17 protein-coding genes are annotated in these 22,332 nt (G+C 41.7%); all 17 read left to right on the top strand.

Annotated elements, in window-relative coordinates; translation table 11 throughout:
• Positions 1-255 precede the first annotated feature (255 nt).
• The gene (locus tag NCY57_RS06880; RefSeq protein ID WP_015524662.1) at positions 256-630 is read left to right on the top strand and encodes a GntR family transcriptional regulator; all 375 of its coding nucleotides are present in this window, start codon (positions 256-258) and stop codon (positions 628-630) included.
• Positions 623-1,525: an ABC transporter ATP-binding protein gene (locus tag NCY57_RS06875; RefSeq protein ID WP_021650396.1), complete on the top strand. Its 903-nt coding sequence runs from the start codon at positions 623-625 to the stop codon at positions 1,523-1,525. The genes NCY57_RS06880 and NCY57_RS06875 overlap by 8 nt, the downstream gene beginning before the upstream one ends.
• Positions 1,500-3,683, top strand: coding sequence for a DUF6449 domain-containing protein (locus tag NCY57_RS06870; protein WP_118752945.1), 2,184 nt, complete (start codon positions 1,500-1,502; stop codon positions 3,681-3,683). Before NCY57_RS06875 ends, NCY57_RS06870 begins: the two co-directional genes overlap by 26 nt.
• Positions 3,683-4,450: a pseudouridine synthase gene (locus tag NCY57_RS06865; protein ID WP_110102466.1), complete on the top strand. Its 768-nt coding sequence runs from the start codon at positions 3,683-3,685 to the stop codon at positions 4,448-4,450. The genes NCY57_RS06870 and NCY57_RS06865 overlap by 1 nt, the downstream gene beginning before the upstream one ends.
• Before the next feature lie 179 nt (positions 4,451-4,629).
• Positions 4,630-5,373, top strand: a complete 744-nt coding sequence (gene rpsB / locus NCY57_RS06860) for a 30S ribosomal protein S2 (RefSeq protein WP_044960678.1) — start codon at positions 4,630-4,632, stop codon at positions 5,371-5,373.
• 36 nt (positions 5,374-5,409) lie between these two features.
• A complete protein-coding gene (tsf, locus tag NCY57_RS06855; protein ID WP_092068893.1) occupies positions 5,410-6,348 on the top strand; it encodes a translation elongation factor Ts in 939 nt (312 codons plus the stop codon).
• 454 nt (positions 6,349-6,802) lie between these two features.
• Positions 6,803-7,468, top strand: coding sequence for a hypothetical protein (locus NCY57_RS06850; protein WP_173739895.1), 666 nt, complete (start codon positions 6,803-6,805; stop codon positions 7,466-7,468).
• Positions 7,469-7,579: 111 nt separating this feature from the next.
• Positions 7,580-8,407 carry a ParA family protein gene (locus NCY57_RS06845; RefSeq protein ID WP_064786785.1) on the top strand — a complete coding sequence of 276 codons (828 nt, stop codon included), beginning with the start codon at positions 7,580-7,582 and terminating at the stop codon, positions 8,405-8,407.
• Positions 8,361-9,296, top strand: coding sequence for a ParB/RepB/Spo0J family partition protein (locus NCY57_RS06840; RefSeq protein ID WP_173739896.1), 936 nt, complete (start codon positions 8,361-8,363; stop codon positions 9,294-9,296). Before NCY57_RS06845 ends, NCY57_RS06840 begins: the two co-directional genes overlap by 47 nt.
• Before the next feature lie 264 nt (positions 9,297-9,560).
• Positions 9,561-12,635, top strand: a complete 3,075-nt coding sequence (locus tag NCY57_RS06835; protein WP_250789578.1) for a VaFE repeat-containing surface-anchored protein — start codon at positions 9,561-9,563, stop codon at positions 12,633-12,635.
• 62 nt (positions 12,636-12,697) lie between these two features.
• Entirely contained in the window at positions 12,698-12,904 is a 207-nt protein-coding gene (locus NCY57_RS06830) for a hypothetical protein (protein WP_129900414.1), read from the top strand.
• Entirely contained in the window at positions 12,901-13,242 is a 342-nt protein-coding gene (locus tag NCY57_RS06825) for an LPD28 domain-containing protein (protein ID WP_005340070.1), read from the top strand. Before NCY57_RS06830 ends, NCY57_RS06825 begins: the two co-directional genes overlap by 4 nt.
• 822 nt (positions 13,243-14,064) lie before the next feature.
• Complete coding sequence (locus NCY57_RS17015; RefSeq protein WP_334303671.1) at positions 14,065-14,463, top strand: TnpV protein; 399 nt, start codon at positions 14,065-14,067, stop codon at positions 14,461-14,463.
• A gap of 569 nt (positions 14,464-15,032) precedes the next feature.
• Positions 15,033-20,549 (top strand): DUF6908 domain-containing protein, encoded by a 5,517-nt coding sequence (locus tag NCY57_RS06815; RefSeq protein ID WP_420314165.1) that lies wholly within the window; start codon positions 15,033-15,035, stop codon positions 20,547-20,549.
• A gap of 113 nt (positions 20,550-20,662) precedes the next feature.
• Positions 20,663-21,013, top strand: a complete 351-nt coding sequence (locus NCY57_RS06810) for a DUF6664 family protein (protein ID WP_173739899.1) — start codon at positions 20,663-20,665, stop codon at positions 21,011-21,013.
• Positions 21,000-21,338, top strand: a complete 339-nt coding sequence (locus tag NCY57_RS06805) for a hypothetical protein (protein ID WP_173739900.1) — start codon at positions 21,000-21,002, stop codon at positions 21,336-21,338. The genes NCY57_RS06810 and NCY57_RS06805 overlap by 14 nt, the downstream gene beginning before the upstream one ends.
• Positions 21,339-21,434: 96 nt before the next feature.
• Positions 21,435-22,235, top strand: a complete 801-nt coding sequence (locus NCY57_RS06800) for an Rpn family recombination-promoting nuclease/putative transposase (protein WP_173739917.1) — start codon at positions 21,435-21,437, stop codon at positions 22,233-22,235.
• The last annotated feature ends 97 nt before the right edge of the window (positions 22,236-22,332 follow it).

Raw genomic sequence — 22,332 nt, 5'->3', positions numbered from 1 at the left:
CCTGCTACTGGATCAGGCAGAGTGATAGATGAATATTTGCTTTACAGAGAATCTGTAGTGGAATCATAGTATAAGGATGCCATTACAGATTTTTTTATAAAAATATACCGGAATCTTTTGCTGCCGGTAAATTTATATAGATTTTATATTTATTTAAGAGACCATTTCTTGCGTACCTTTGTATCATGTGCTATCATAAGTGTATTAAAAGAATTAATACACTTAATACACAGATTACAGAGAAAGGAGCGTCGTATGTTATTCTTGGACTATCAGGACAGACGTCCCATTTACGAGCAGATCGTAGAGAAATTCCGGATGCTGATCCTGTCAGGAGCTGTGGAGCCATCTTCCAAGATGCCGTCTGTGCGGCAGCTGGCCGTGGAATTATCCATCAATCCCAATACCATCCAGCGGGCATATATGGAACTGGAGCAGCAGGGGCTGATCTGTCCGGTGAAGGGAAAAGGCAGTTTTGTCACAGACAGCAGCAGGATCAGGCAGATCGGTATGGAAGAAACCTTAAGTGAGCTGAAAAAGATCACAGAAAAGGGAATGGCTCTGGGAGTAGGGGAGGAAGAAATGATCGGTGTGATCCGCTTATGCTATAAGGAGGGAAACAATGATTGAGATAAAAAACTGCAGCAAAGCTTTTGGTAAGATACAGGCAGTAAATAAGGTCACCATGGATATCGGGGAACGGGAGGTTTTTGGACTGATTGGCTCCAACGGTGCGGGAAAAAGTACTCTGCTCCGTATCATGGCCGGGATCATCCGTCAGGACAGAGGAGAGGTGCTGATGGATGAAGAACCGGTTTTTGAAAATGAAAGGATCAAAGAGCATTTTTTCTACATCCCGGACGATGCATATATTCCGGCAAATTACAATGCTCTGGACATGGCAGAATTTTACCGTTGTATTTATCCGGGATTTCAGCAGGCGCGTTTTGAGACAATGATGAAGCAGTTTCATCTGGATGGAAAACGAAAAATCAGCACTTTTTCCAAGGGAATGAAGAAACAGCTTCTGGTGATCCTGGGAATCAGTACAGGAACGAAATATCTGTTTTGTGATGAAACCTTTGATGGCCTGGACCCGGTAATGCGCCAGGCAGTAAAAAGTATTTTTGCATCGGAGATCATGAGTCGTGAATTTACGCCGGTGATCGCTTCCCACAATCTTCGTGAGCTGGAAGATATCTGCGATCACATCGGGCTTCTTCATCAGGGAGGAATTCTCCTTTCCAGAGATCTGGAGGATATGAAATTCCACATCCATAAGATCCAGTGTGTACTTACTGACAAAAAGAAAGAAGAAGAATTAAAGAAAGAGCTGGATGTTTTGAAAACAGAGCATCAGGGCTCCCTGCTGCTTATTACTGCAAGGGGAACAAGAAGAGAGATCATGGAGAAGATACAGGCAAAAAATCCTCTTTTCTGCGAAGTGCTCCCACTGACTCTGGAAGAAATATTTATCAGCGAAACGGAGGTGGCAGGCTATGAAGTCAAAAATTTATTCCAGTGAGTATATGAAATCCTCTTCTAAAGGACAAAGATGGATCCCGGCATTTGCCATGATCGCATTTCTCCTTGCATTTCCGGTAGCGGAACTTATTCTGATGGGAAAATGGAATGAGCGCAGTTATACTCAGAGTCAGCTTTCCTATCTGTATTCCAGCCTGTGGAGCAGTGACTTTCTCACAATGGGAGCAGCTGTGGCTGCGGTAACCGCATGTTTTGCAGCAGTAAGCGGCTTCTGGTATCTGTATTCCCCGAGAAAAGTGGATTTCTATCACAGCCTTCCGGTAAAGCGAAGTGCACTGTTTCTGCACAGAGTATTGTTGGCTGTTCTTTATTATCTGGTGCCATATGTGATCATGGAATTTGCTGCGGTATGCATCGGGGCAGCCAGAGGATATTACAGCCTTTCCATTATGAAAAAGGCACTGATCCTGCTGGTGCTCCATCTCCTGATGTATCTTCTGGTGTATTTTTCCACAGTGCTGGTGATCGCCTGCACCGGTACCATGTTGATGGGAGCACTTGCATGGGCAGGGCTTTTTACCTACAGTATCGTTCTGGCAGTGATGCTGCAGTTAAGCGGACATTTATTTTTTGATACCTGGTACGAGGGCAGTTACGGAATTCTGGCAGCAGTGCGGAATCTGGGATCTCCTCTTATGGTGATCGTAAGCTTTATAGATAGATACAGCAGCGGAAGCTTTGGAAAGCAGTTGCTGATACTGATCCTCACGCTGTTTATCATGGCAGCACTTTCCTGGATGGCATTTTGCAGACGAAGGTCAGAGAATACCGGAAAAGCTCTGGTATATACCTGGATGGAGCCGGTCTTAAGTGCCCTGATCACAATACCATCCGGACTGGGGATCGGTCTGATCTTTTATATGATTCCGGAAGATTCATCCAAAACAGCATGGTGGATCTTCGGAATGATACTGGGAACGATCCTGGTCCATGGAATTCTGGAAGTGATCTATGAAATGGATTTTCGCAGATTTTTCCGCAGAAAAGTGCAGCTTATGATCCTTGGAGGTGTTGTGGCAATCTGTGCGCTGACCATGAAAATGGATCTTCTGGGATATGACAGTTATTTTCCGGCTTATGACAATCTTCAGGGAGTTGTGATAAATGTAAGCAATCTTTCATATACAGAGCAGCTTTGCAATGTGGAAAAAAAAGAAAGCGGAATCTATAAGATCCGGTATACTGCCACCTCAGACAATAGTTCCGGTCTGCTGGATCAGCCGGTGATGAAGAGTAAAGCATTGTATAACAGTCTGAAGGATATCAGGCTTCAGAATGAAAAAGAAAAAAGATCCGGAAGGCGTATGTATGTACGCTACATAAATAAACAAGGGTTCAGTGTCTGCAGAAGCTATAGTGTATCTTCTGCACAGGCGCAGAATCTTATGGAAGCCCTGTATGATGAGCAGACATGGAAAGAAGACAGATATTCATTTTTCCAGCTGGACAAACAGTATCTGAAAGAGGTTACCGGTATTTTCTGTGACGGAGATATTCATTCTTTATTTGAAAAAAATGCAGAGAAGCGTCAGGCACTGGCAGAGGCACTGAGAAAGGACATTCTGGAAAACGGCGGTCAGACAGTAAAAGACCAGCCATGTGCAATGCTGATGTTCGATTATACGGGAATTCCGTCAGAAGGCTACATGGATGAATGGGGAATGAATGTACCGGCTGTGCAGGAAGGAGAGAATGTGTCCACCTCCGTTCTGGTGTATCCGTCATATAAGAGAACACTTGCAATTTTGGAAGAAACAGGATATCCTCTTTCTATGGATGAGCTGTCTGTTGAGTATATTGATGTTTATTACTTCAGCTCCGAAGCTGCCGGCGAAGATGATGAAGCTTTTTCCGACACTGAGCCCATTTCGGATCTTGAAGAAACAGAGAACGGTTATAAAGTCCGTTACGATAAAAAGGAACAGCTGGAAGCCCTGAAAAAATGTATCCGTCCATCACAGCTGGTAAACGGATGGACTATCTGGAATGCAGATGCCACAATGGAAGTGGTTCTGGAAGGACAAGAGAGCACCGGCGGGGATTCCGGACTTTATATGACATTTGTCGGTGAGATCCCGGATTTTATCAGAGCAGATGCAAAGGCAGCCCATGTAACAGAATGGGAGGTAAATGATTAATGGAAAAACCAGTCCGGCTGGATAAATTTCTGGCAGATGCCGGCGCAGGTACAAGAAGCGAGGTAAAAAAATACATACAGAAGGGTCAGGTGCAGGTTAACGGGAAATCTGTGAAGAAACCGGAGCTGAAGGTAACAGAAGAAGATCAGGTGGTTATGAACGGGCAGGAGCTCCATGCTGCACCGGAATATGTATACTATCTTTTTAACAAGCCGGCAGGCTGTGTCAGCGCAACGGAGGACTTCAGAGATAAAACGGTTCTCGACTACATTGAAGAGAAAGACAGAAGAAAGGGTCTTTTTCCGGTGGGACGCTTGGATAAAGATACAGAAGGCTTTCTTCTGATCACAGATGACGGTCCTCTGGCACACGAGCTTCTTTCTCCGAAAAAGCATGTGGATAAGACCTACTATGCAAAAGTATCTGGGAAAGTGACAGAAGAAGATGTTGTGAAGCTGGCAGAAGGCGTGGATATCGGGGAAAAAGATCTCACACGACCGGCAAGGCTGGAGATCCTTTCTACCTGGGAGTCCGGTACAGAATCTGCAGAAGCCGGTAAGAATTGGGAATCTGAGATCCGACTTACTATCCACGAGGGAAAATTCCATCAGGTAAAACGGATGATGGAGGCACTGGGAAAAAAAGTAACTTATTTGAAAAGACTATCCATGGGGCCGCTGGCGCTTCCTTCAGATCTTCCGACAGGAAAATATCGTTCGCTCACCGAAAAAGAGCTGGAGCTTCTGAAGTCTGCCGGAAACCGCTGAAAAACAGAAAAAAATTGGAAAAATCCCCTTTACATAAGGGGATTTTCTATGCTATAATTCAGAAGTTGCAAAAATAAGCACGCACGGCGATTCTATAAGGATGGTGCCCTACGGTGTGAGGATGGGTCCAGAGAGAAGGCGACCTGTGCGGAAGAATTTAACCAAAAAGGAGAAAAGACATGAGCGTTATTTCAATGAAGCAGCTTTTAGAGGCAGGTGTTCATTTCGGACATCAGACAAGAAGATGGAACCCTAAAATGGCTCCGTACATCTACACAGAGAGAAATGGTATCTATATCATTGATCTTCAGCAGTCTGTAGGAATGGTTGACGATGCTTACAATGCAGTAGCAGATATCGTTGCCAACGGTGGACACATCCTTTTCGTAGGAACTAAGAAACAGGCTCAGGATGCTATCCGTACAGAGGCAGAGCGTTGTGGAGAGTTCTTCGTAAATGAGAGATGGCTTGGTGGTATGCTTACAAACTTCAAGACAATCCAGAGCCGTATCGCAAGACTGAAAGAGATCGAGACAATGGAAGCTGACGGAACATTCGACGTACTTCCTAAGAAAGAAGTTATCGAGCTTCGCAAAGAGCTTGTTAAGCTTCAGAAGAACCTTGGCGGAATCAAAGAGATGAAGAGAATCCCGGATGCTATCTTTATCGTAGATCCTAAGAAAGAGAGAATCTGCGTACAGGAGGCTCATACACTTGGAATCCCGCTTATCGGTATCTGCGATACTAACTGTGATCCGGAAGAGCTTGACTATGTGATCCCGGGAAATGACGATGCTATCCGTGCAGTAAAACTCATCGTTTCCAAGATGGCTGACGCTGTTATCGAGGCTAAGCAGGGAACTGCTGAGGCAGATGGCGAGATCGAGGCTGAGTCTGAGGAGTTTGCAGCTACAGAGGAATAATTCGTATAAACAGAATATTTCAGGAGGAAACGAACAATGGCTATTACAGCAGCACAGGTAAAAGAGTTAAGAGAGATGACCGGCGCCGGAATGATGGATTGTAAGAAAGCTCTTACATCTACAGATGGTGATATGGATAAAGCAGTTGAGTTCCTGCGTGAGAAGGGTCTTGCTACAGCACAGAAGAAAGCAAGCCGTATCGCAGCAGAGGGTCTTTGCAAAACTCTGGTAACAGAGGATGGAAAGAAAGCAGTCGTTGTTGAGGTTAATGCTGAGACAGACTTCGTTGCAAAGAACGAGAAGTTCCAGGGCTATGTTGCAGATGTTGCAGCACAGGCACTTAACACAACAGCAGCTGATATCGATGCTTTCCTTGCTGAGGCATGGGCACTTGATACAACCAAGACTGTAAAAGAGGCTCTTGCAGCTCAGATCGCAGTAATCGGCGAGAACATGAACATCCGTAGATTTGCTCAGGTTGAGGAGCAGAACGGATTCATCGCTTCCTACACTCATATGGGTGGAAAGATCGGCGTTCTTGTAGACGTTGAGACAGATGTTGTTAACGATGCTGTTAAAGAGATGGCTAAGAACGTAGCTATGCAGATCGCAGCTCTGAAACCGCAGTACACAAGCGACAAGGAAGTAAGCGCTGACTATATCGAGCATGAGAAAGAGATCCTTATGGCTCAGATCCAGAACGACCCGAAGGAGTCCCAGAAACCGGCTAAGGTTATCGAGGGAATGATCACAGGACGTATTAAGAAAGAGCTCAAAGAGATCTGTCTTCTTGACCAGACATACGTAAAAGCAGAGGACGGAAAACAGTCCGTTGCTAAATACGTAGAGCAGGTAGCAAAAGAGAACGGCGCTAAGATCCAGATCAAAGGCTTCGTTCGCTACGAGACAGGCGATGGTCTTGAGAAGAAAGAAGAGAACTTCGCTGAGGAAGTTGCAAAACAGATGAACGCATAATCTTACAGTTCGCATAAGAATTTGAACCGTATTATTATCATGTAAATCAACGAAAAACCTTGAATTTCCTATGAAAATGGGATAATTCAAGGTTTTTTTGCGTGTTGGGGAATAAATTTTGACTTATCGTAAATTATCGCTATTTATGCATGAAATTGGGTAAAAGTTGGGGAGTGAGTTGGGGAATTTCAATTCCCCAACTGTCGTATGAAACTTCGCCTCATTCTTCTGAAATAAGTAGGCGCAGATTGCCTGTTTTATTTTGTTGGGGAGTAGTGTAATTACCCAATATTTACCCAACTTTTGATGTATGATAGCGTAAGATTCCCCAACTTTTCATAAGCTATCGTGGAAAATAATAAATTGAAATATTAAAAAAGAGAGATTATAATGAGGACACAGATTTTCGATTATTTGCATAAAGAACCATTTAGTAGTAAAAAGGGGAATAGAATTGATTTTATATCATGTAACATTATTTAATAAGCCAACACAGGAAATACTGATTCCACGAATACCAGGAGATACTTCTATAGGGGAAGAAGTTAAAACAAATAGAATATGTTTGGCACCAAGTATTATTCAATGTTTGCGTGCATTGGAGATATATAAGTATTTTCAAGAAGATACGCTAGATGTTAAAGTTTATAAGATAGTCGTTGATGAAAATGATGAACAGTTAATTTCATGGGAACAGTTATATTTAAATGGTTTGGTTGATGATGCTGCACTTACACATGAATATTGGTATAAAAGTAAGCTTATTCCAGCAGAATATAATGAATATAGAATTAGTGAATGTGTAAAAAAGAGGTATATTATTATTCCATCAAAAGAGAAAATGCGGATAAAAGAAATCATAGAAACAATGGGAGTATGCTTTGATAGACTGGAGAAATATAATGCATTTCAAATTATGAATGAATGGCTTCCACGACAATCAGAAACATTTCAAGAGCAAGTAAAAAAGAAATTAACACATAAAGTTGAAGAATATACAGAAGGGTCTGCTGAAATTTATAAGAAAATATTTGGAAATATTCCGGAACGTTTTCGTGAAGAAAAAGATTTTCGAGAAATTGAATATCTTGAAAAATGTAAAATAGAATATATTACATAGCCGATTGATTCAAATTGAAAGTCAGTCGGCTTTTTTCATGCTCATTTTTATACATAGCCAGTCTCGTAAAAAGGATTGGCTATTAAATTTTTCAAGGAAGGAGGAAATCATATGACAAAATGTAAAGTAATCGCCCTTGCAAATCAGAAGGGAGGAACAGCCAAGACCACAACAACATTAAATCTGGGAATAGGTCTTGCACATCAGGGACGAAAAGTATTATTGGTCGATGCTGATCCACAGGGAGATTTAACAACTGCATTGGGTTGGATAAATGCAGATAGTCTTCCGATTACATTGGAAACACAAATGAAGAAGATATTACAAGACGAACCGTTTGTGTATAATGAAGGCATTTTGCACCATGAAGAAGGAGTAGACATTATTCCAACCAATATCGAGCTATCGGGCATGGAAATCTCACTAGTAAATGCCATGAGCAGAGAGCAGACTTTAAAGCTGTATCTGTCAGATTTGAAAAAGGATTATGATTATATCCTGATTGATTGTATGCCTAGTTTGGGAATGTTGACTATCAATGCATTAGCTGCCGCAGACAGTGTAATTGTTCCAGTTCAGGCTCATTATCTTCCATTAAAGGGTATGACGCAGTTAATGAAAACAATCGGTAAGGTACAAAGACAGCTAAATCCTAATCTGAAGATTGATGGAGTATTGCTGACACTTGCAGATATGAGGACAAAACTGGCAAGGACAACAGAGGATAGCCTTCGAGAAAATTACGGGAAACATATCCGAATTTTCAAAACGGTTATTCCGGTGGCTATCACAGCGGCAGAAAGCAGTGCAGCAGGACAGAGCATTTATGAGTATGACAAGAATGGAACTGTTGCAAAGGCGTATGCAGAATTTACGAGGGAGGTGATTCAGTGTGGCGAAAAGCAAAGAAATAAACATGAATCTTCCCTCAGCCGATGACCTTTTTACCACGCAGGAAGAAAGAGACCAGAAGAATCAGGAGCATGTAAAAAATATTTCTGTTTATGACATCAGTGATTTTCCGAATCATCCATTTAAAGTAAAAATGGATGACAAAATGATGGAGACCATTGAAAGTATTCGAGAACATGGTGTATTGGTTCCTGCTCTTGTCAGAGAGAAGCCAACAGGTGGGTATGAAATGATTTCTGGACACCGTAGAAAAATGGCAAGTGAACTGGCAGGGTTAGAAAATATACCTTGTATTGTAAGAAATCTCAGTGATGACGAAGCAGTTATTGTCATGGTTGACAGCAATCTTCAAAGGGAAGAAATATTACCATCAGAAAAAGCATTTGCTTACAAAATGAAGTTAGATGTCATGAAAAGACAGGGACAAAGAACTGATTTAACTTCGTCGCCACTGGCGACAAAGTTGAAAGGGAAACGTTCTGATGAATTATTGGGTGAGGAGGTTGGAGAAAGTAAAGACCAAATCAGAAGATATATTCGATTAACCTACTTAATACCGGAAATTCTTGATATGGTCGATAACAAGAAAATTGCCATGCGTCCGGCGGTGGAGCTGTCTTATTTGCCAAAAGAAGAACAGGAGATATTGTACGATACCATGGAATCGGAAGATTGCACTCCAAGTCATGCACAGGCAATCAAAATCCGCAAATTTTCAGCAGAGGGCAGATTGAATGAAGATGTTTTGTTGTCGATTATGGCAGAGGAAAAGCCAAATCAGGTAGAGCAATGGAAAATCCCTAAGAACCGACTGAAGAAATATTTTCCATCGGGGACTTCACAACAAAAAATGGAAGAAACCATTATCAAAGCACTGGAATTATACCGGAAACGGGAAAAAAGCAGGGAACGATAGGCGTTTTGACACCAAGGGAGAAGTCTATCCGTTGGCGGTCAATGAGAAATCAGTCTTTTTCTGTTTCCCCTCCCCACACCCTACCCCTTTGGTTTACCAGCAGATTACCAGCCGAAAAGACAATAAGGAGCCGGGAACATCTTCTCTTTCGGAAGGTCAGAGATTCCCACACCCTGCATGACAGCAGGGAACAAACAGCATAAAGCAACAGCAGACGTTCCAGACGGACGTCTTTTTTGATTGAAAAGAAAGGAATTGTAGAAAATGAAGAATATATGGAAACGAGTGTGTACAGGGATTCTTGCCCTGACCACGATTTTAACTGCATTACCGATCACATCGGTTCAGGCAGCGGAAACACAGTATTGGACGGAATCCTCAGAGAGAGTCGGATATATTGAACATGTGATGAATGATGGAACCATTCATTCTACATTCAATGAAGGTCACATGCGAGTAGAGGGCGAAACCGCCTATTGTGTAGATATTAACACCGGATTTAAAAATGGGTATAAAACCAGGCACGATGCGAGGTCCAGTATGAGTGCTGCACAGATCGAAGATGTGGCATTGTCACTGGAGTATGTAAAGCAGTATAGGGGCAGTCACAGCAACCTGAATGCGAATCAGGGATATCTGTTGGAACAGTGTGTGGTATGGCAGAGATTGAGTGAGTATTTAGGCTGGCAGTGTGATAATGTCAGAGCTGCATATTCTGAGATTTCACAGGATATTCAGAATGAAGTGTATGCAGGAGCGAGAGCATTTGTACAGGCGAACAAAGGTCGGTATAAATGTGGAGGATATATCTATACTGGAGAGGGACAGGATCTCGGACAGTTTTGGGCAGAACTGAATGTCGGAAATGCAAAAGTAAAAAAGACAACCGCAAATGAGATTGTCACAAATGGAAATGCGATGTATTCCATTGCCGGAGCAACCTTTGGCATATTCTCAGACCAGAATTGCAGCAATCAGATTGGAACACTTACAACAAATGAGAATGGTGAGACAAATGAGGTTGAAGTGACTGCAGGGAATGTTTACATCAAAGAGCTTTCTGCACCGAAGGGATATAAGCTGGATACGACAGTACACAGTCTGAAGGTTGAAGCCGGAAAAACAGCCGTATTAAATGTTTCCGATGTTCCGAAAGTGACAGAGACACTGGTAGACCTGTTTAAGATTGATATGGAGACAGGAAAAGCAACCGCACAGGGTAATGCAGCACTGACAGGAGCAGAATTTACCTGGCATTATTATGACGGATTTTATACAAAAGATAACTTACCAGAGAAAGCAACACGTACCTGGGTTACAAAAACGGTGGCAGAAAAGAGCAGTGACGGAAGTATTCATTATGTGACAAAACTGTCAGATGCTTACAAAGTATCGGGAGATGCATTTTACATTCAGAATGAAAAAAGCGTATTACCACTTGGAACACTGACTGTTGAGGAGACAAAAGCACCGGACGGATATTTACTGGACGGAGCTTATATGCAGGCAGGGGACAGCACAGAGCAGATAAAAGGAATGTATCTGACACAGATTACAGAGGACGGAGAGCTTGCAGTCCTTTCCGGAAGCAACCAGTATTCCGTATCAGATCAGGTAATCCGAGGTGGTGTGAAGATTCAGAAACGTGATTTGGAGACAAAAGACACCAAAGCACAGGGAAGTGCCACATTAAAAGATGCAGCATTTGCAATTATTTCACTGAACGAGAATCCGGTTCTGGTAGAAGGAAAACTGTACAAGAAGAATGAGACAGTTAAGATGATTCAGACAGGAATTGACGGAATTGCAACAACGACGGCAGATTTACTTCCGTATGGTAAATACAAAATGGAAGAAACCAAAGCACCGGAAGGTTATCTGACTGACGGGGCAAAAGCGATTGAATTTTCGATTACAGAAAATGGAAAAATCGTGGATTTAACAGACGAAAGTCATTCCATTTACAACCAGATTAAACGTGGAGATCTGGAAGGCGTAAAGATTGGAGCAGGTACACATAAGAGACTTGCGAATGTTCCTTTTAAGATTACGAGTAAAACAACCGGAGAGAGCCATATCGTAGTGACAGATAAAAATGGTCAGTTTTCAACCGCTTCCGATTGGGCGTCTCATAAGAAAAATACAAATGCAGGAAAATCCAGTGAGGACGGTATCTGGTTCGGAACTTCTGAGCCGGACGATAGCAAAGGTGCATTGCTTTATGATACTTATGAGATTGAGGAATTATCTTGTGAATCCAATAAAGGCATGAAGCTGATCCCTGCATTTGAAGTTGTTGTCAGCAGAAATAAAGTGAAAATCGACCTTGGAACACTGACCGATGAGTATGAGAAAGAGATTAGCATTCATACAACCGCAACAGACAAGAAAACGGGCGAAAAGATAATTGTTGCAGGAAAGAAAGTAACGATTGTGGATACAGTTACTCTGGACGGTCTGGAAGAAGGAAGAAAGTACCAGTTAAAAGGCTGGCAGATGCTGAAAGAGGAAAATGCTGAACTGCTCATTGATGGAAAGCGTGTGGAAAGTGATTATACTTTTGTTGCTGACAGCGAGAAAATGAAAGTAGAGATTTCTTATACGTTCGATGCATCAGAACTTGGCGGACAGAATCTGGTTACATTTGAAGAATTATATGACCTGAAGAATCCGGAAGAACCTGTAAAAGTTGCAGAGCATAAGGACATTGACGATGAAGGACAGACGGTCCTGATTACAGAGCGAAAGATTTCGATTCATACCACAGCAACTGATAAGAACGGTAAGAAAGAAATCGAAGCCGGAAAAGATCTGACGATTGTAGATACAGTTACTTTAGATGGATTGGAAATCGGTACAAAGTATAAATTGTCTGGTTGGCAGATGGTTAAGGCAGAAAATGCAAAGCTGATTATTGATGGCAAAGAAGTTACCAATGATTATGAATTTATTGCTGATAAGGAAAACATGGAAGTGCAGGTTGAGTTTACTTTCGACGGCAGCACTCTTGGAGGAAAGCAGCTTGTAACTTTTGAAGAACTGTATGATATGACAAATCCGGAAGAACCGAAAAAGGTAACAGAGCATAAGGATATCAACGATGAAGGACAGACCGTAACCATCAAAGAAGTACCGGAAACACCAACCCCAGAGACACCGGGTACTACTACAAAGACAAGCAATCCTCCAAAAACAGGAGACACCGCAAAAGCAGGATTGTGGCTAGCCATTGCTGCATTGTCTGCAATGGGCGTTGGTGGAGTGGCTATCCATGCAAGAAAAAAGAAGAAAGCACCACTGGCGATTGAAGAAAAGAAAGAAGAAAGCGAGGACGAATAAGGATTACAGGGTGGTGAAATACCACCCTCTTACATAGCGAAACAGGCAAGGAGGACAAAAGAATGGTAGTGAACCAGAAAGCGGTAAAAGTTATCAATAAGATATTTGAAGCAGGAATTACAGAGGAAAAAGATATTTCTGCAATGACCTTGGACGAGATTTTGGAAATTCAAGGGATTACGGTTGCAGAGATTGGAATGATCAATGATTTGCAGAAAGCAATCAAAGCCAATAAAGTGATTACTTTTTTGGGAGGTGGAGCAGTATGAGATATGATGTTATGAATGAGTATTATACGGAAATCCGTTTGTTTGGAAAACCTGCATTATTTAACGATATGCGTTTGGATCAGGAGACAGTTCCGAAAGGGTTATATTTATATGAAGTCAGATATGATGATGAAACGTGGGAACCAGTCCAGATTGCAAAAGGCATTTTAGCGAATCATTTGGGTTCGGTTCTTACACGCGAACGGTTAAAAATACCAGCGAATGGTTATCTTGACCTGGAAGCGAAAACGGACTGGAAATATAAAGATAAGGGGTGCCGGACAGTGCAGGAGTTTTTAGAAAAATATCCAATCAGACAAAAAGAAAGAGAACGATAGGAGGAAGGTACGTGGTAAAGAAATTTGATGTCATTACAAAACTGTATGAGGAAGCAACGCAGGAAGTGACAGAGTCACCGGAAAAGTGGATAGCCTTTCTTCAGTCAGCCAGTAAAAATTACCGATTGCCATTTGATGAACAGCTTTTGATTCATGTGCAGCGTCCAGAAGCAACCGCAGTACTTCCTATGGAAAAATGGAATGAAAAGTTTGGACGGTGGGTAAAACGAGATTCTAAAGGAATTGCTGTATTTGATAAGAGTTCCGATAGATTAAAGTTAAAATATTATTTTGATGTATCCGATACCAGAGAAGGAAAGTATAAGCGTCTGGTGCGTCCGGTCTCTTTGTGGAGTGTGGCAGAAGAACAACAGGAACCAGTAAAAGAAGCCTTGGTAAATACATTTGGCGTGACGGACGGAGACAGAAAAGAGTTTGCGATGGTGATTCTGGAAGCGTCTCTGAATATTGCAGAGGATAACATTGGAGATTATCTTCCGGATATCCTACTTGCGACAAAGGATAGTCCGTTAGAAGAAATTGATGAGTTTAATATCCGGTTGAAAATGAAACAACTGCTTGCAAACAGCATTTCTTATATGCTTTTTTTGCGTTGTGGAATTGAACCGGACATTTATCTGGAGACAAGGGACTTTCAAAATATTCGGGACTTTCATACAAAGGAGTTAGTCAATCTCTTTGGCGTGGCTGCGAGTGATATGTCAGAAATGGCATTAGGAGAAGTTGCGGACACAATACGAAAGTTAAAGATACAGGAACGGAAGCAACGCACATTTGTTGAACAGAAAACAACAGATTATAATGTGGATAACAAACAGGAAATCGCAACAGAAAGGGGACAGGACAATGGCAGCAATCACATACAGCAGACAGGGAGATTATCTCCTGCCGAATCTTACAATTCCAGAGGGCGAGGAAGTTCACCTTGGGAAGTACGCATATCTCCGAAAACAATATCTGATGAAGAATCGGTACGGAATGTATCTGAATCTTCTGACAGCGGGAACATTGAACCAGCATCTGATTCAGACGGAGAAAGAAGCACAGAACAGAATGGAGACACTTATTCAGCAGATGGCAGAGAACGAGGGCGTGACAGAAGAACTGAAAGCCAGAGATCAGATGGAGTGGATCGGGAGAATGAACAATATCCGGCAGAGAGCGCAGGAAATCGTGAGGAACGAAATCCTGGAGAATTAGAAGAAAATAATAGGAGTAGTGACATACTTCCAAGTGAGGAAGAACAACTTCAAATATTAGAAGAGAAGGCAGAGGAAAAATCCCCTGCTTTTTCTTTTTCACAGGAATTGATTGATGAGGTTCTTCAAGACGGTCCGCATTTTGCAGATGGAAAATACGATATCTATTCTTATCTTAAACAGGAACATAGCACATCAGAAAATGTGAAATTCTTGCAGGGTGCATATGGCATAGGTGGAAGAACATTAAATATAAATGGAATAAAACTTGATGAAAACTATGACAGTAAAGGAATAAAACTACGGAAAGGATATGAAGTAGATTCACCAGAAATTTTACTGAAATGGAACGTAGTCGTAAAAAGAGTTGGAGAACTTATTGCTGTTGGAAGGTATCTTTCAGAGCAGGAACAGAAAGAATTTCCAGAGTATGAAAAAAGAAAAATTGCCAGAGGAAGACCTTTGCAGGAAGAATCTGAGCAACAATTAATATCAGACAGAGCTGTAACAGAATCGGAAAACGAATCGGCAGATTATGACATTTCTGAGGATACTGTTGTTACGATAGGAATGAAAGATTATGAAGTTGAGTTCCTGTCAGCAGAGAGAGTGGTACTTCGGGATCAGCAATATCCGATTTTTAGCGAAGAACTATCCAGAGAAGAATTTGACCGTAAGATATGTGAGAATCCGGCAAATGACCATTTGAAAATCAAACGGCCATTGCCGGAATTACCAGCCGAAGAAGAAAAAGAGGCACAGCCGACAGATGTTCCATCAGAAGAAACAGAGACAGAGCTGAGTATTCCGGAGCAGAATTATCAGTTTGTGATGAAGATGGCAGGCGAAGTTTTACGGGGAGAAGTGGATTCCAAAACCTTTGAGGCAGGAGCAGGCTTCATGCCCCTTACGATTGAGCAGGTTGGTGACAACTTTATTGCAATCTCTCATTACTATGAGCAGAATGGAGATGCCATGGCAGATCCGGATATGGAATTTGCTTATGATAATGACAGGAAAACGCTTCAGGCAAGAACTTATCAGCAGGACGCATTACAAAGATACGATGAAGTTTATGGCGATGACGGATATAATGAGGAGCTGGAAGAAGAACTGAATCTATTTGCACATGAGTGGTTCCAGACAATCGAGAAACAGGGATATGTTCCGGTACAGGAAGCAGCGGAATTGGAAGCAGGCGAATTACCAGCCGAAGAAGAAAATACTTTGGAATTAGCCCCTTCCTGGGAACAGGGCGAACCTGCAAAGAAAGCGCAGAGCTACGATTTGTATCCGGAAGTTTCCGGGCAGAACAGACATCAGTATCAGATTATGGAGGAAGTGCCGGAGTATGGCTCAGCCAAAGAAAAGTTCAGGGCAAATATTGCAGCGATTCAACTTCTGAAGAAATGTGAAAACGAACATCGTTATGCAACACCGGAAGAACAGGAAATGCTGGCAAAATATGTTGGTTGGGGCGGTCTTTCAGATGCATTTGATCCAAAGAAATCCGCATGGGCAGCCGAGTATCTGGAATTGCAGACTGTATTAAGTGAAGAAGAATACGAATCTGCAAGAGAATCAACGCTGACAGCGTTCTATACTCCGCCGATTGTAATCAAGAGTATGTATCAGGCACTGGAAAACATGGGACTAAAGAGTGGAAATATTCTGGAACCAAGTTGTGGTGTCGGTAACTTTATCGGTATGAAACCAGAATCTCTTTCGGACTGTAAGATGTATGGTGTGGAATTGGATTCTGTTTCAGGAAGAATTGCTGCACAACTTTATCAGAAATCCAAGATAGCGGTTGAGGGTTATGAGAAAGTAAATCTTCCAGACAGTTTTTTCGATGTTGCAATCGGCAATGTACCGTTTGGGGAGTTTAAAGTATTTGACAGCAGATATGACAGGTACAATTTCTTCATTCACGATTATTTCTTTGCGAAAACATTGGACAAGGTAAGACCGGGCGGTGTGATTGCATTTATTACTTCATCAGGAACCATGGATAAGAAGAATCCATATGTCAGAAGATACCTGGCACAGAGAGCAGAGCTGATCGGTGCAATCCGTCTGCCGAATGATACCTTTACCAAAAACGCAGGAACGAAAGTAACATCGGATATTTTATTCCTTCAGAAGCGTGACCATATGACACTGGAGGAACCGGACTGGGTATATCTGGATTATGATGACAACGGCATTGAACAGAACCGCTATTATGTACAGCACCCGGAAATGATACTGGGAGAAATGGTTATGGAATCCGGTCCGTATGGCATGAGAAGTACTTGCAGACCGTATGAGGGCAGAGAACTGTCAGAACTTCTTTCAGTTGCAGTTGAAGCGTTAAAGGGTACGATTGAAGAAGTAGAAATGGAAGAACTGGTGGAGGAAGAAGACCATACGATTCCTGCAGATCCATCGGTGAGCAATTATTCTTACACATTGGTAGATGGAAAGATTTACTATCGGGAAAACAGTCGTATGAAGCCGGTAACACTTCCGGTGACTGGAGTAAATCGTGTGAAAGGTATGATTGCAATCCGGGATTGTGCAAGAGAACTGATCCGGTATCAGACAGAAGGATATTCTGATGCAGTAATCGAAGGACAACAGAAGGAATTAAACCGTCTGTATGATCTCTTCCGCAGTAAATACGGACTGTTAAATGATCGTGCCAATATGCGTGTATTTGCAGACGATAATAGTTATCCATTGCTGAGTTCACTGGAGATTCTTGCAGAAGACGGAACACTGGAACGGAAAGCGGATATGTTTTCTAAGCGGACAATCAAAGCACATAAGGTAGTGAACAGTGTGGATACTGCCAGTGAAGCATTGTCAATTTCTCTTGCAGAAAAAGCAAAAGTGGATATGCCTTTCATGGCGAAACTGACCGGGAAAACAGAAGAAGAACTGGAACAGGAGTTGTCCGGCGTTGTTTTTCGTTTACCGGAAAGTGATACAGAGAATCCAAAGTATGTTTCCGAAGACGAATATTTGTCAGGGAATGTAAGAGAGAAGTTGAAAGTGGCAGAACTTGCGGCACAGGCAGATGTAAGGTATCAGGTCAATGCAACTGCTTTGCAAAAAGTACAGCCAAAGGATTTAAGTGCTTCAGAAATCAATATCCGACTGGGGACAACGTGGCTTCCGGAGAGTGATGTTGAAGATTTTATGTTCCAGTTATTGAATACGCCCAATTATATGCAGTGGAAAATAAAAGTACATTTTTCTAAATATACGGGAGAATGGCAGGTAGAGGGAAGAAGTCTGGATAAGGGGAATGTAAAGGCAAACAATACCTATGGAACAACAAGAGTCAGTGCGTATCGGATTATTGAAGATACCTTGAATCTAAGAGACGTTCGGATTTACGATTATGTGGAGGACGATGACGGAAAGAAAAAAGCTGTTCTAAATAAGAAAGAAACTGCCATAGCACAGGGAAAACAAGATCTGATCAAGCAGGCATTTCAGGATTGGATTTGGAAAGAACCGGAGCGCAGGCAGAGACTTACTGATTATTACAATGAAAATTTCAATGCAATCCGACCAAGGGAATATGATGGAAGTCATCTGAACTTTTATGGAATGAATCCGGAAATCCGGCTACGGGAACATCAGAAAAATGGTGTTGCAAGAATCCTGTACGGCGGGAACACGCTGCTTGCCTATGTAGTTGGAGCAGGAAAGACGTATACGATGGTTGCGGCTGCAATGGAGAGTAAACGACTGGGACTTTGTCACAAGTCCATGGTTGTTGTACCGAACCACATCATTGAACAGTTTGCAGCCGAGTGGTTACAGCTTTATCCGGCAGCAAATTTACTGGTGGCAACCAAGAAAGACTTTGAAACCAAAAACCGAAAAAGATTCTGTGCCAGAATTGCTACCAGTGATATAGATGCGGTAATTATCGGGCATAGTCAGTTTGAACGTATTCCATTGAGCATTGAACGTCAGCAAAGGACAATCCGCAGTCAGATTGAGGAACTTGTGCAGGGAATTACAGAGGAAAAAGCAAGGAATGGAAACAAATTTACAATCAAGCAGTTGGAAAAGACGAAGAAGTCATTGCTTGTGCGACTGGAAAAACTGAATGACCAGAGTAAAAAAGACCAGGTGATCAACTTTGAAGAATTGGGAATTGACCGCTTATTTGTTGATGAAGCGGATGGATACAAGAATTTGTATCTATATACGAAAATGAGAAATGTAGCAGGCATTGCCCAGACAGAAGCGTTGAAGTCCTCTGATATGTTTATGAAATGCCAGTACCTTGACGAACTGACTGGAGGAAAAGGTGTGGTATTCGCTACAGGAACACCAGTCAGCAACAGTATGGTGGAACTATATACCATGCAGAGATACTTGCAGCATCATACATTGGTGGAGCATAACCTACAGCATTTTGACGCATGGGCATCAACTTTCGGAGAAACAGTGACAGCAATCGAGCTTGCCCCGGAAGGGACAGGCTACCGTCTAAAAACGAGATTCGCAAAGTTTTATAATCTTCCGGAGCTTATGCAGATGTTTCGGGAGGTGGCAGATATTCAGACCGCTGACATGTTGAATCTTCCAGTACCGGAAGTAGAGTACCGGGTTGTATCTGTAAAACCAAGTGAAATGCAGCGTGACATGGTTGCAGAACTGGGAGAACGTGCGGAGCGTGTAAGGGATGGAATGGTCAATGCCACTGAAGATAACATGCTGCTGATTACCAATGACGGAAGAAAACTGGCTCTGGATCAGCGAATGATGAATGAATTGTTACCGGATTATCCAGAGAGTAAAGTCAATGCGTGTGTAGAGGAAGTCTATAACTTCTGGGAGCATGAGCAGGAAAAGAGATTGACGCAGTTGGTATTTTGTGATTTATCTACCCCGAAAACAGATGGAAGTTTCAGTGTTTATAACGATGTAAGGGATAAGTTGATTGCCAAAGGGATTCCGCCGGAGGAGATTGCATTTATTCATGATGCTAATACCGAAGTACGAAAAAAAGAATTATTTTCAAAAGTAAGAAGAGGTGCTGTCCGTATTTTAATGGGCAGCACTTTTAAAATGGGAGCCGGTACGAATGTGCAGGATTTGATTATTGCAAGCCATGACCTGGACTGTCCATGGCGTCCGAGAGACTTGGAGCAGAGAGCAGGACGAACCGTCCGGCAGGGAAACAAAAATCCGAAAGTAGATATTGTCCGTTACGTTACAGAAGGAACTTTCGATGCTTATCTATATCAGATTATAGAGAATAAGCAGAAATTCATCTCTCAAATCATGACCAGTAAAAGTCCGGCAAGGTCAGTGGAGGATATTGATGAAGTGGCACTGTCTTATGCAGAAATCAAAGCCTTAGCAGTTGGAAATCCGTATATAAAAGAGAAGATGGATTTGGATATTCAGGTATCAAAGCTTCAGTTATTGAAACAGAGTTTTCTCAGCCAGAAGTATGAAATGGAAGATAAAGCAGTGCGATATTTCCCAAATGAAATCAAACAGTGCGAACAACGGATTGCGGATTACGAATCAGATATTGCATTGGCAAAGGAAAATACGCCGCCAGACCGGGAGACCTTTCCGGCGATGCAGATTCATGATGTTGTATATACAGAAAAGAAAGAGGCAGGACAGGCAATCATAGAAGCCTGTAAAGCAATGAAGTCAGCAGAAGCGGTGCTGCTTGGAAGGTATCGTGGCTTCCCAATGAAACTATCTTATGATTCTTTTCAAAAGGTATTTATCATTTCCATGTATGGAAAACAAGTATATCATGTACCGCTTGGTTCAGATATTCATGGTAATATTACCCGTCTGGATAATAAGATTCAGGAACTGCCTGACAAGATGTTACGGTGGCAGGACGAGTTAGAAAACCTCAAGGTACAGTTGGAAAATGCCAAAGAGGAAGCACAGAAAGAGTTTCCACAGGAAGAAGAACTGGCAGAAAAGGTAGCAAGGCTTGGAGAATTAAACGTACTTCTGGATATGGATAAGAAAGACCAGGTGCTGTTGGACGATGGAGAAGGAGTGGAGATAGAACCGGAACAAAAGGAAAAAGAGCGTGAGCGGTAAAAGGGATTCAGTCTGCCAGAGAGTTTCTGGCAGATTGAATGTGAAAATCGCACAGTCGTTTTCTCCTGAGAAACTTGTTATAGTTAGCAAAAAAGAACAGGAGGAAGTAGAGCATGAAATCATTATTTTCAGAAAACGATATTGTTTTACCTGAGTGGTTGGGAATTCTATTGGAAAAAGTAGACAGAGATACGGTTCAGGAATTACTTGCAGAACACGAGGAATATCAGACTTTCTGCGCAAAGAGAAAAGAATTGCTGAACCAGTATCCAGTTATAGAAAAATTATTAGATGATAACGGTGAAGTTAGAATATCAGAGCAGGAACATCAGGCAGTATTGGAGTATTTGCAAGTCAGAGATAAAATAGAGAACAAAGAACGCTTGTACCATTATTTGTACGGACATATCCATTGTTATGAATATATGAAAAAGATTGGAGTGATAAAACATGAAAATCAGTGATTTTGATATTTATCACTTACCGCCTTTAATGGGAATGTTTGTAGATTATCTTGAAAATGAATGTGAAAGATTGCTGCAGGAATCGCCACAATTTATTGAGTTGCAGAGAGAAGACCATGCATTACTGGATGAATATCCATTCTTAAATATGATTACCGACAGCAATGGGGTCACGAAAGCATTGGATTTGAATTATGCAGAGACAGAAGCTTTGGCGAAATTTTGTTTAGTGGAAGACGATATAAACTGTTGGAAACGGTTGCAGATGTATTTATTAGGGATTGCACATGCGATGGAGATTATTGAGTTATTGAAGTTGGATTAGTAAAAACATGGAGCTTGTATAGGAGAAGAAACTATGTTAATCTGTTATAAACAAACGGAAGAAAAGGAAGATACGGAAAAAGAAAGAGGTGATACTATGGCAGAGAATACTACAAAAGAATTAGATTTTGACCGGAAGCATGAAGAAGATTTACAGCGTCTGAGGGGACTGAGATTGTTGGACGATGATTTCATGCAAAAAGTATTTGAGGATAAAGCGTGTACAGAATTTTTGCTTCAAATTATTTTAAACAGGACAGATTTGAAAGTATTGCGAGTGAACGGACAGCAGGATATTAAGAATTTGCAGGGACGTTCGGTAAGACTGGACATCTTGGCTGTTGATGCGAATAACAGAGTGTACAATATCGAGATACAAAGAAGTGATAAGGGTGCCGGAGTGAAAAGAGCAAGATATAACAGCAGCCTTATCGACGCAAATGTGACAGAGCCTGGTGAAAAATATGAAAATTTGTGTGAATCCTATGTTATTTTTATTACAGAAAATGATATAATGAAAGCGGGATTACCAATCTATCATATTGACAGAACGGTAAAAGAAACAGGCGAATTATTTGGCGATGAATCACATATTATATATGTGAACTCACAAATTAAAGACGAATCCGCATTAGGAATGTTGATGCATGATTTTTCCTGTACCGATGCCAAGGATATGAAATATAAAATCTTGGCAGATCGAGTCCGATATTTCAAAGAAGATGAGAAAGGAGTTGCGACTATGTGCAAAGCGATGGAAGAAATGCGAAAAGAAGAATTGATAGAAGTAGCAGAGCGTTTGTTGAAATTAAAAAAATTGTCATATGAAGAAATTGCAGAAATAGCAAAACTGACAGTAGAAGAAGTCAAAGCTCTGGACGAGAAAGAAATTGCTTAGCATGAAAATGCTACATAACCGGGTGGTTTTCTGAATGGGAAATTATCCGGTTATTTTAGTATTTATAAAGGCTTTGGTACAACTATAAATATTGGCG

Origin of the sequence: Blautia sp. MB18-30, from assembly GCF_023669475.1 — a bacterium.
In the GTDB taxonomy this organism is placed as follows: domain Bacteria; phylum Bacillota; class Clostridia; order Lachnospirales; family Lachnospiraceae; genus Blautia_A; species Blautia_A fusiformis.
This window is presented reverse-complemented; position numbering and strand designations above follow the sequence as displayed.

Bases quoted from the DNA above. Each gene is read 5' to 3' on its own strand.
- NCY57_RS06830 (WP_129900414.1), top strand. From the start codon at position 12,698: ATGGTAGTGAACCAGAAAGCGGTAAAAGTTATCAATAAGATATTTGAA.
- NCY57_RS06800 (WP_173739917.1), top strand. From the start codon at position 21,435: ATGGCAGAGAATACTACAAAAGAATTAGATTTTGACCGGAAGCATGAA.
- NCY57_RS06880 (WP_015524662.1), top strand. From the start codon at position 256: ATGTTATTCTTGGACTATCAGGACAGACGTCCCATTTACGAGCAGATC.
- NCY57_RS06810 (WP_173739899.1), top strand. From the start codon at position 20,663: ATGAAATCATTATTTTCAGAAAACGATATTGTTTTACCTGAGTGGTTG.
- rpsB (WP_044960678.1), top strand. From the start codon at position 4,630: ATGAGCGTTATTTCAATGAAGCAGCTTTTAGAGGCAGGTGTTCATTTC.
- NCY57_RS06870 (WP_118752945.1), top strand. From the start codon at position 1,500: ATGAAGTCAAAAATTTATTCCAGTGAGTATATGAAATCCTCTTCTAAA.
- NCY57_RS06835 (WP_250789578.1), top strand. From the start codon at position 9,561: ATGAAGAATATATGGAAACGAGTGTGTACAGGGATTCTTGCCCTGACC.
- NCY57_RS06845 (WP_064786785.1), top strand. From the start codon at position 7,580: ATGACAAAATGTAAAGTAATCGCCCTTGCAAATCAGAAGGGAGGAACA.
- NCY57_RS06815 (WP_420314165.1), top strand. From the start codon at position 15,033: ATGAAAGATTATGAAGTTGAGTTCCTGTCAGCAGAGAGAGTGGTACTT.
- NCY57_RS06875 (WP_021650396.1), top strand. From the start codon at position 623: ATGATTGAGATAAAAAACTGCAGCAAAGCTTTTGGTAAGATACAGGCA.
- tsf (WP_092068893.1), top strand. From the start codon at position 5,410: ATGGCTATTACAGCAGCACAGGTAAAAGAGTTAAGAGAGATGACCGGC.
- NCY57_RS06825 (WP_005340070.1), top strand. From the start codon at position 12,901: ATGAGATATGATGTTATGAATGAGTATTATACGGAAATCCGTTTGTTT.
- NCY57_RS17015 (WP_334303671.1), top strand. From the start codon at position 14,065: ATGTGGATAACAAACAGGAAATCGCAACAGAAAGGGGACAGGACAATG.
- NCY57_RS06865 (WP_110102466.1), top strand. From the start codon at position 3,683: ATGGAAAAACCAGTCCGGCTGGATAAATTTCTGGCAGATGCCGGCGCA.
- NCY57_RS06805 (WP_173739900.1), top strand. From the start codon at position 21,000: ATGAAAATCAGTGATTTTGATATTTATCACTTACCGCCTTTAATGGGA.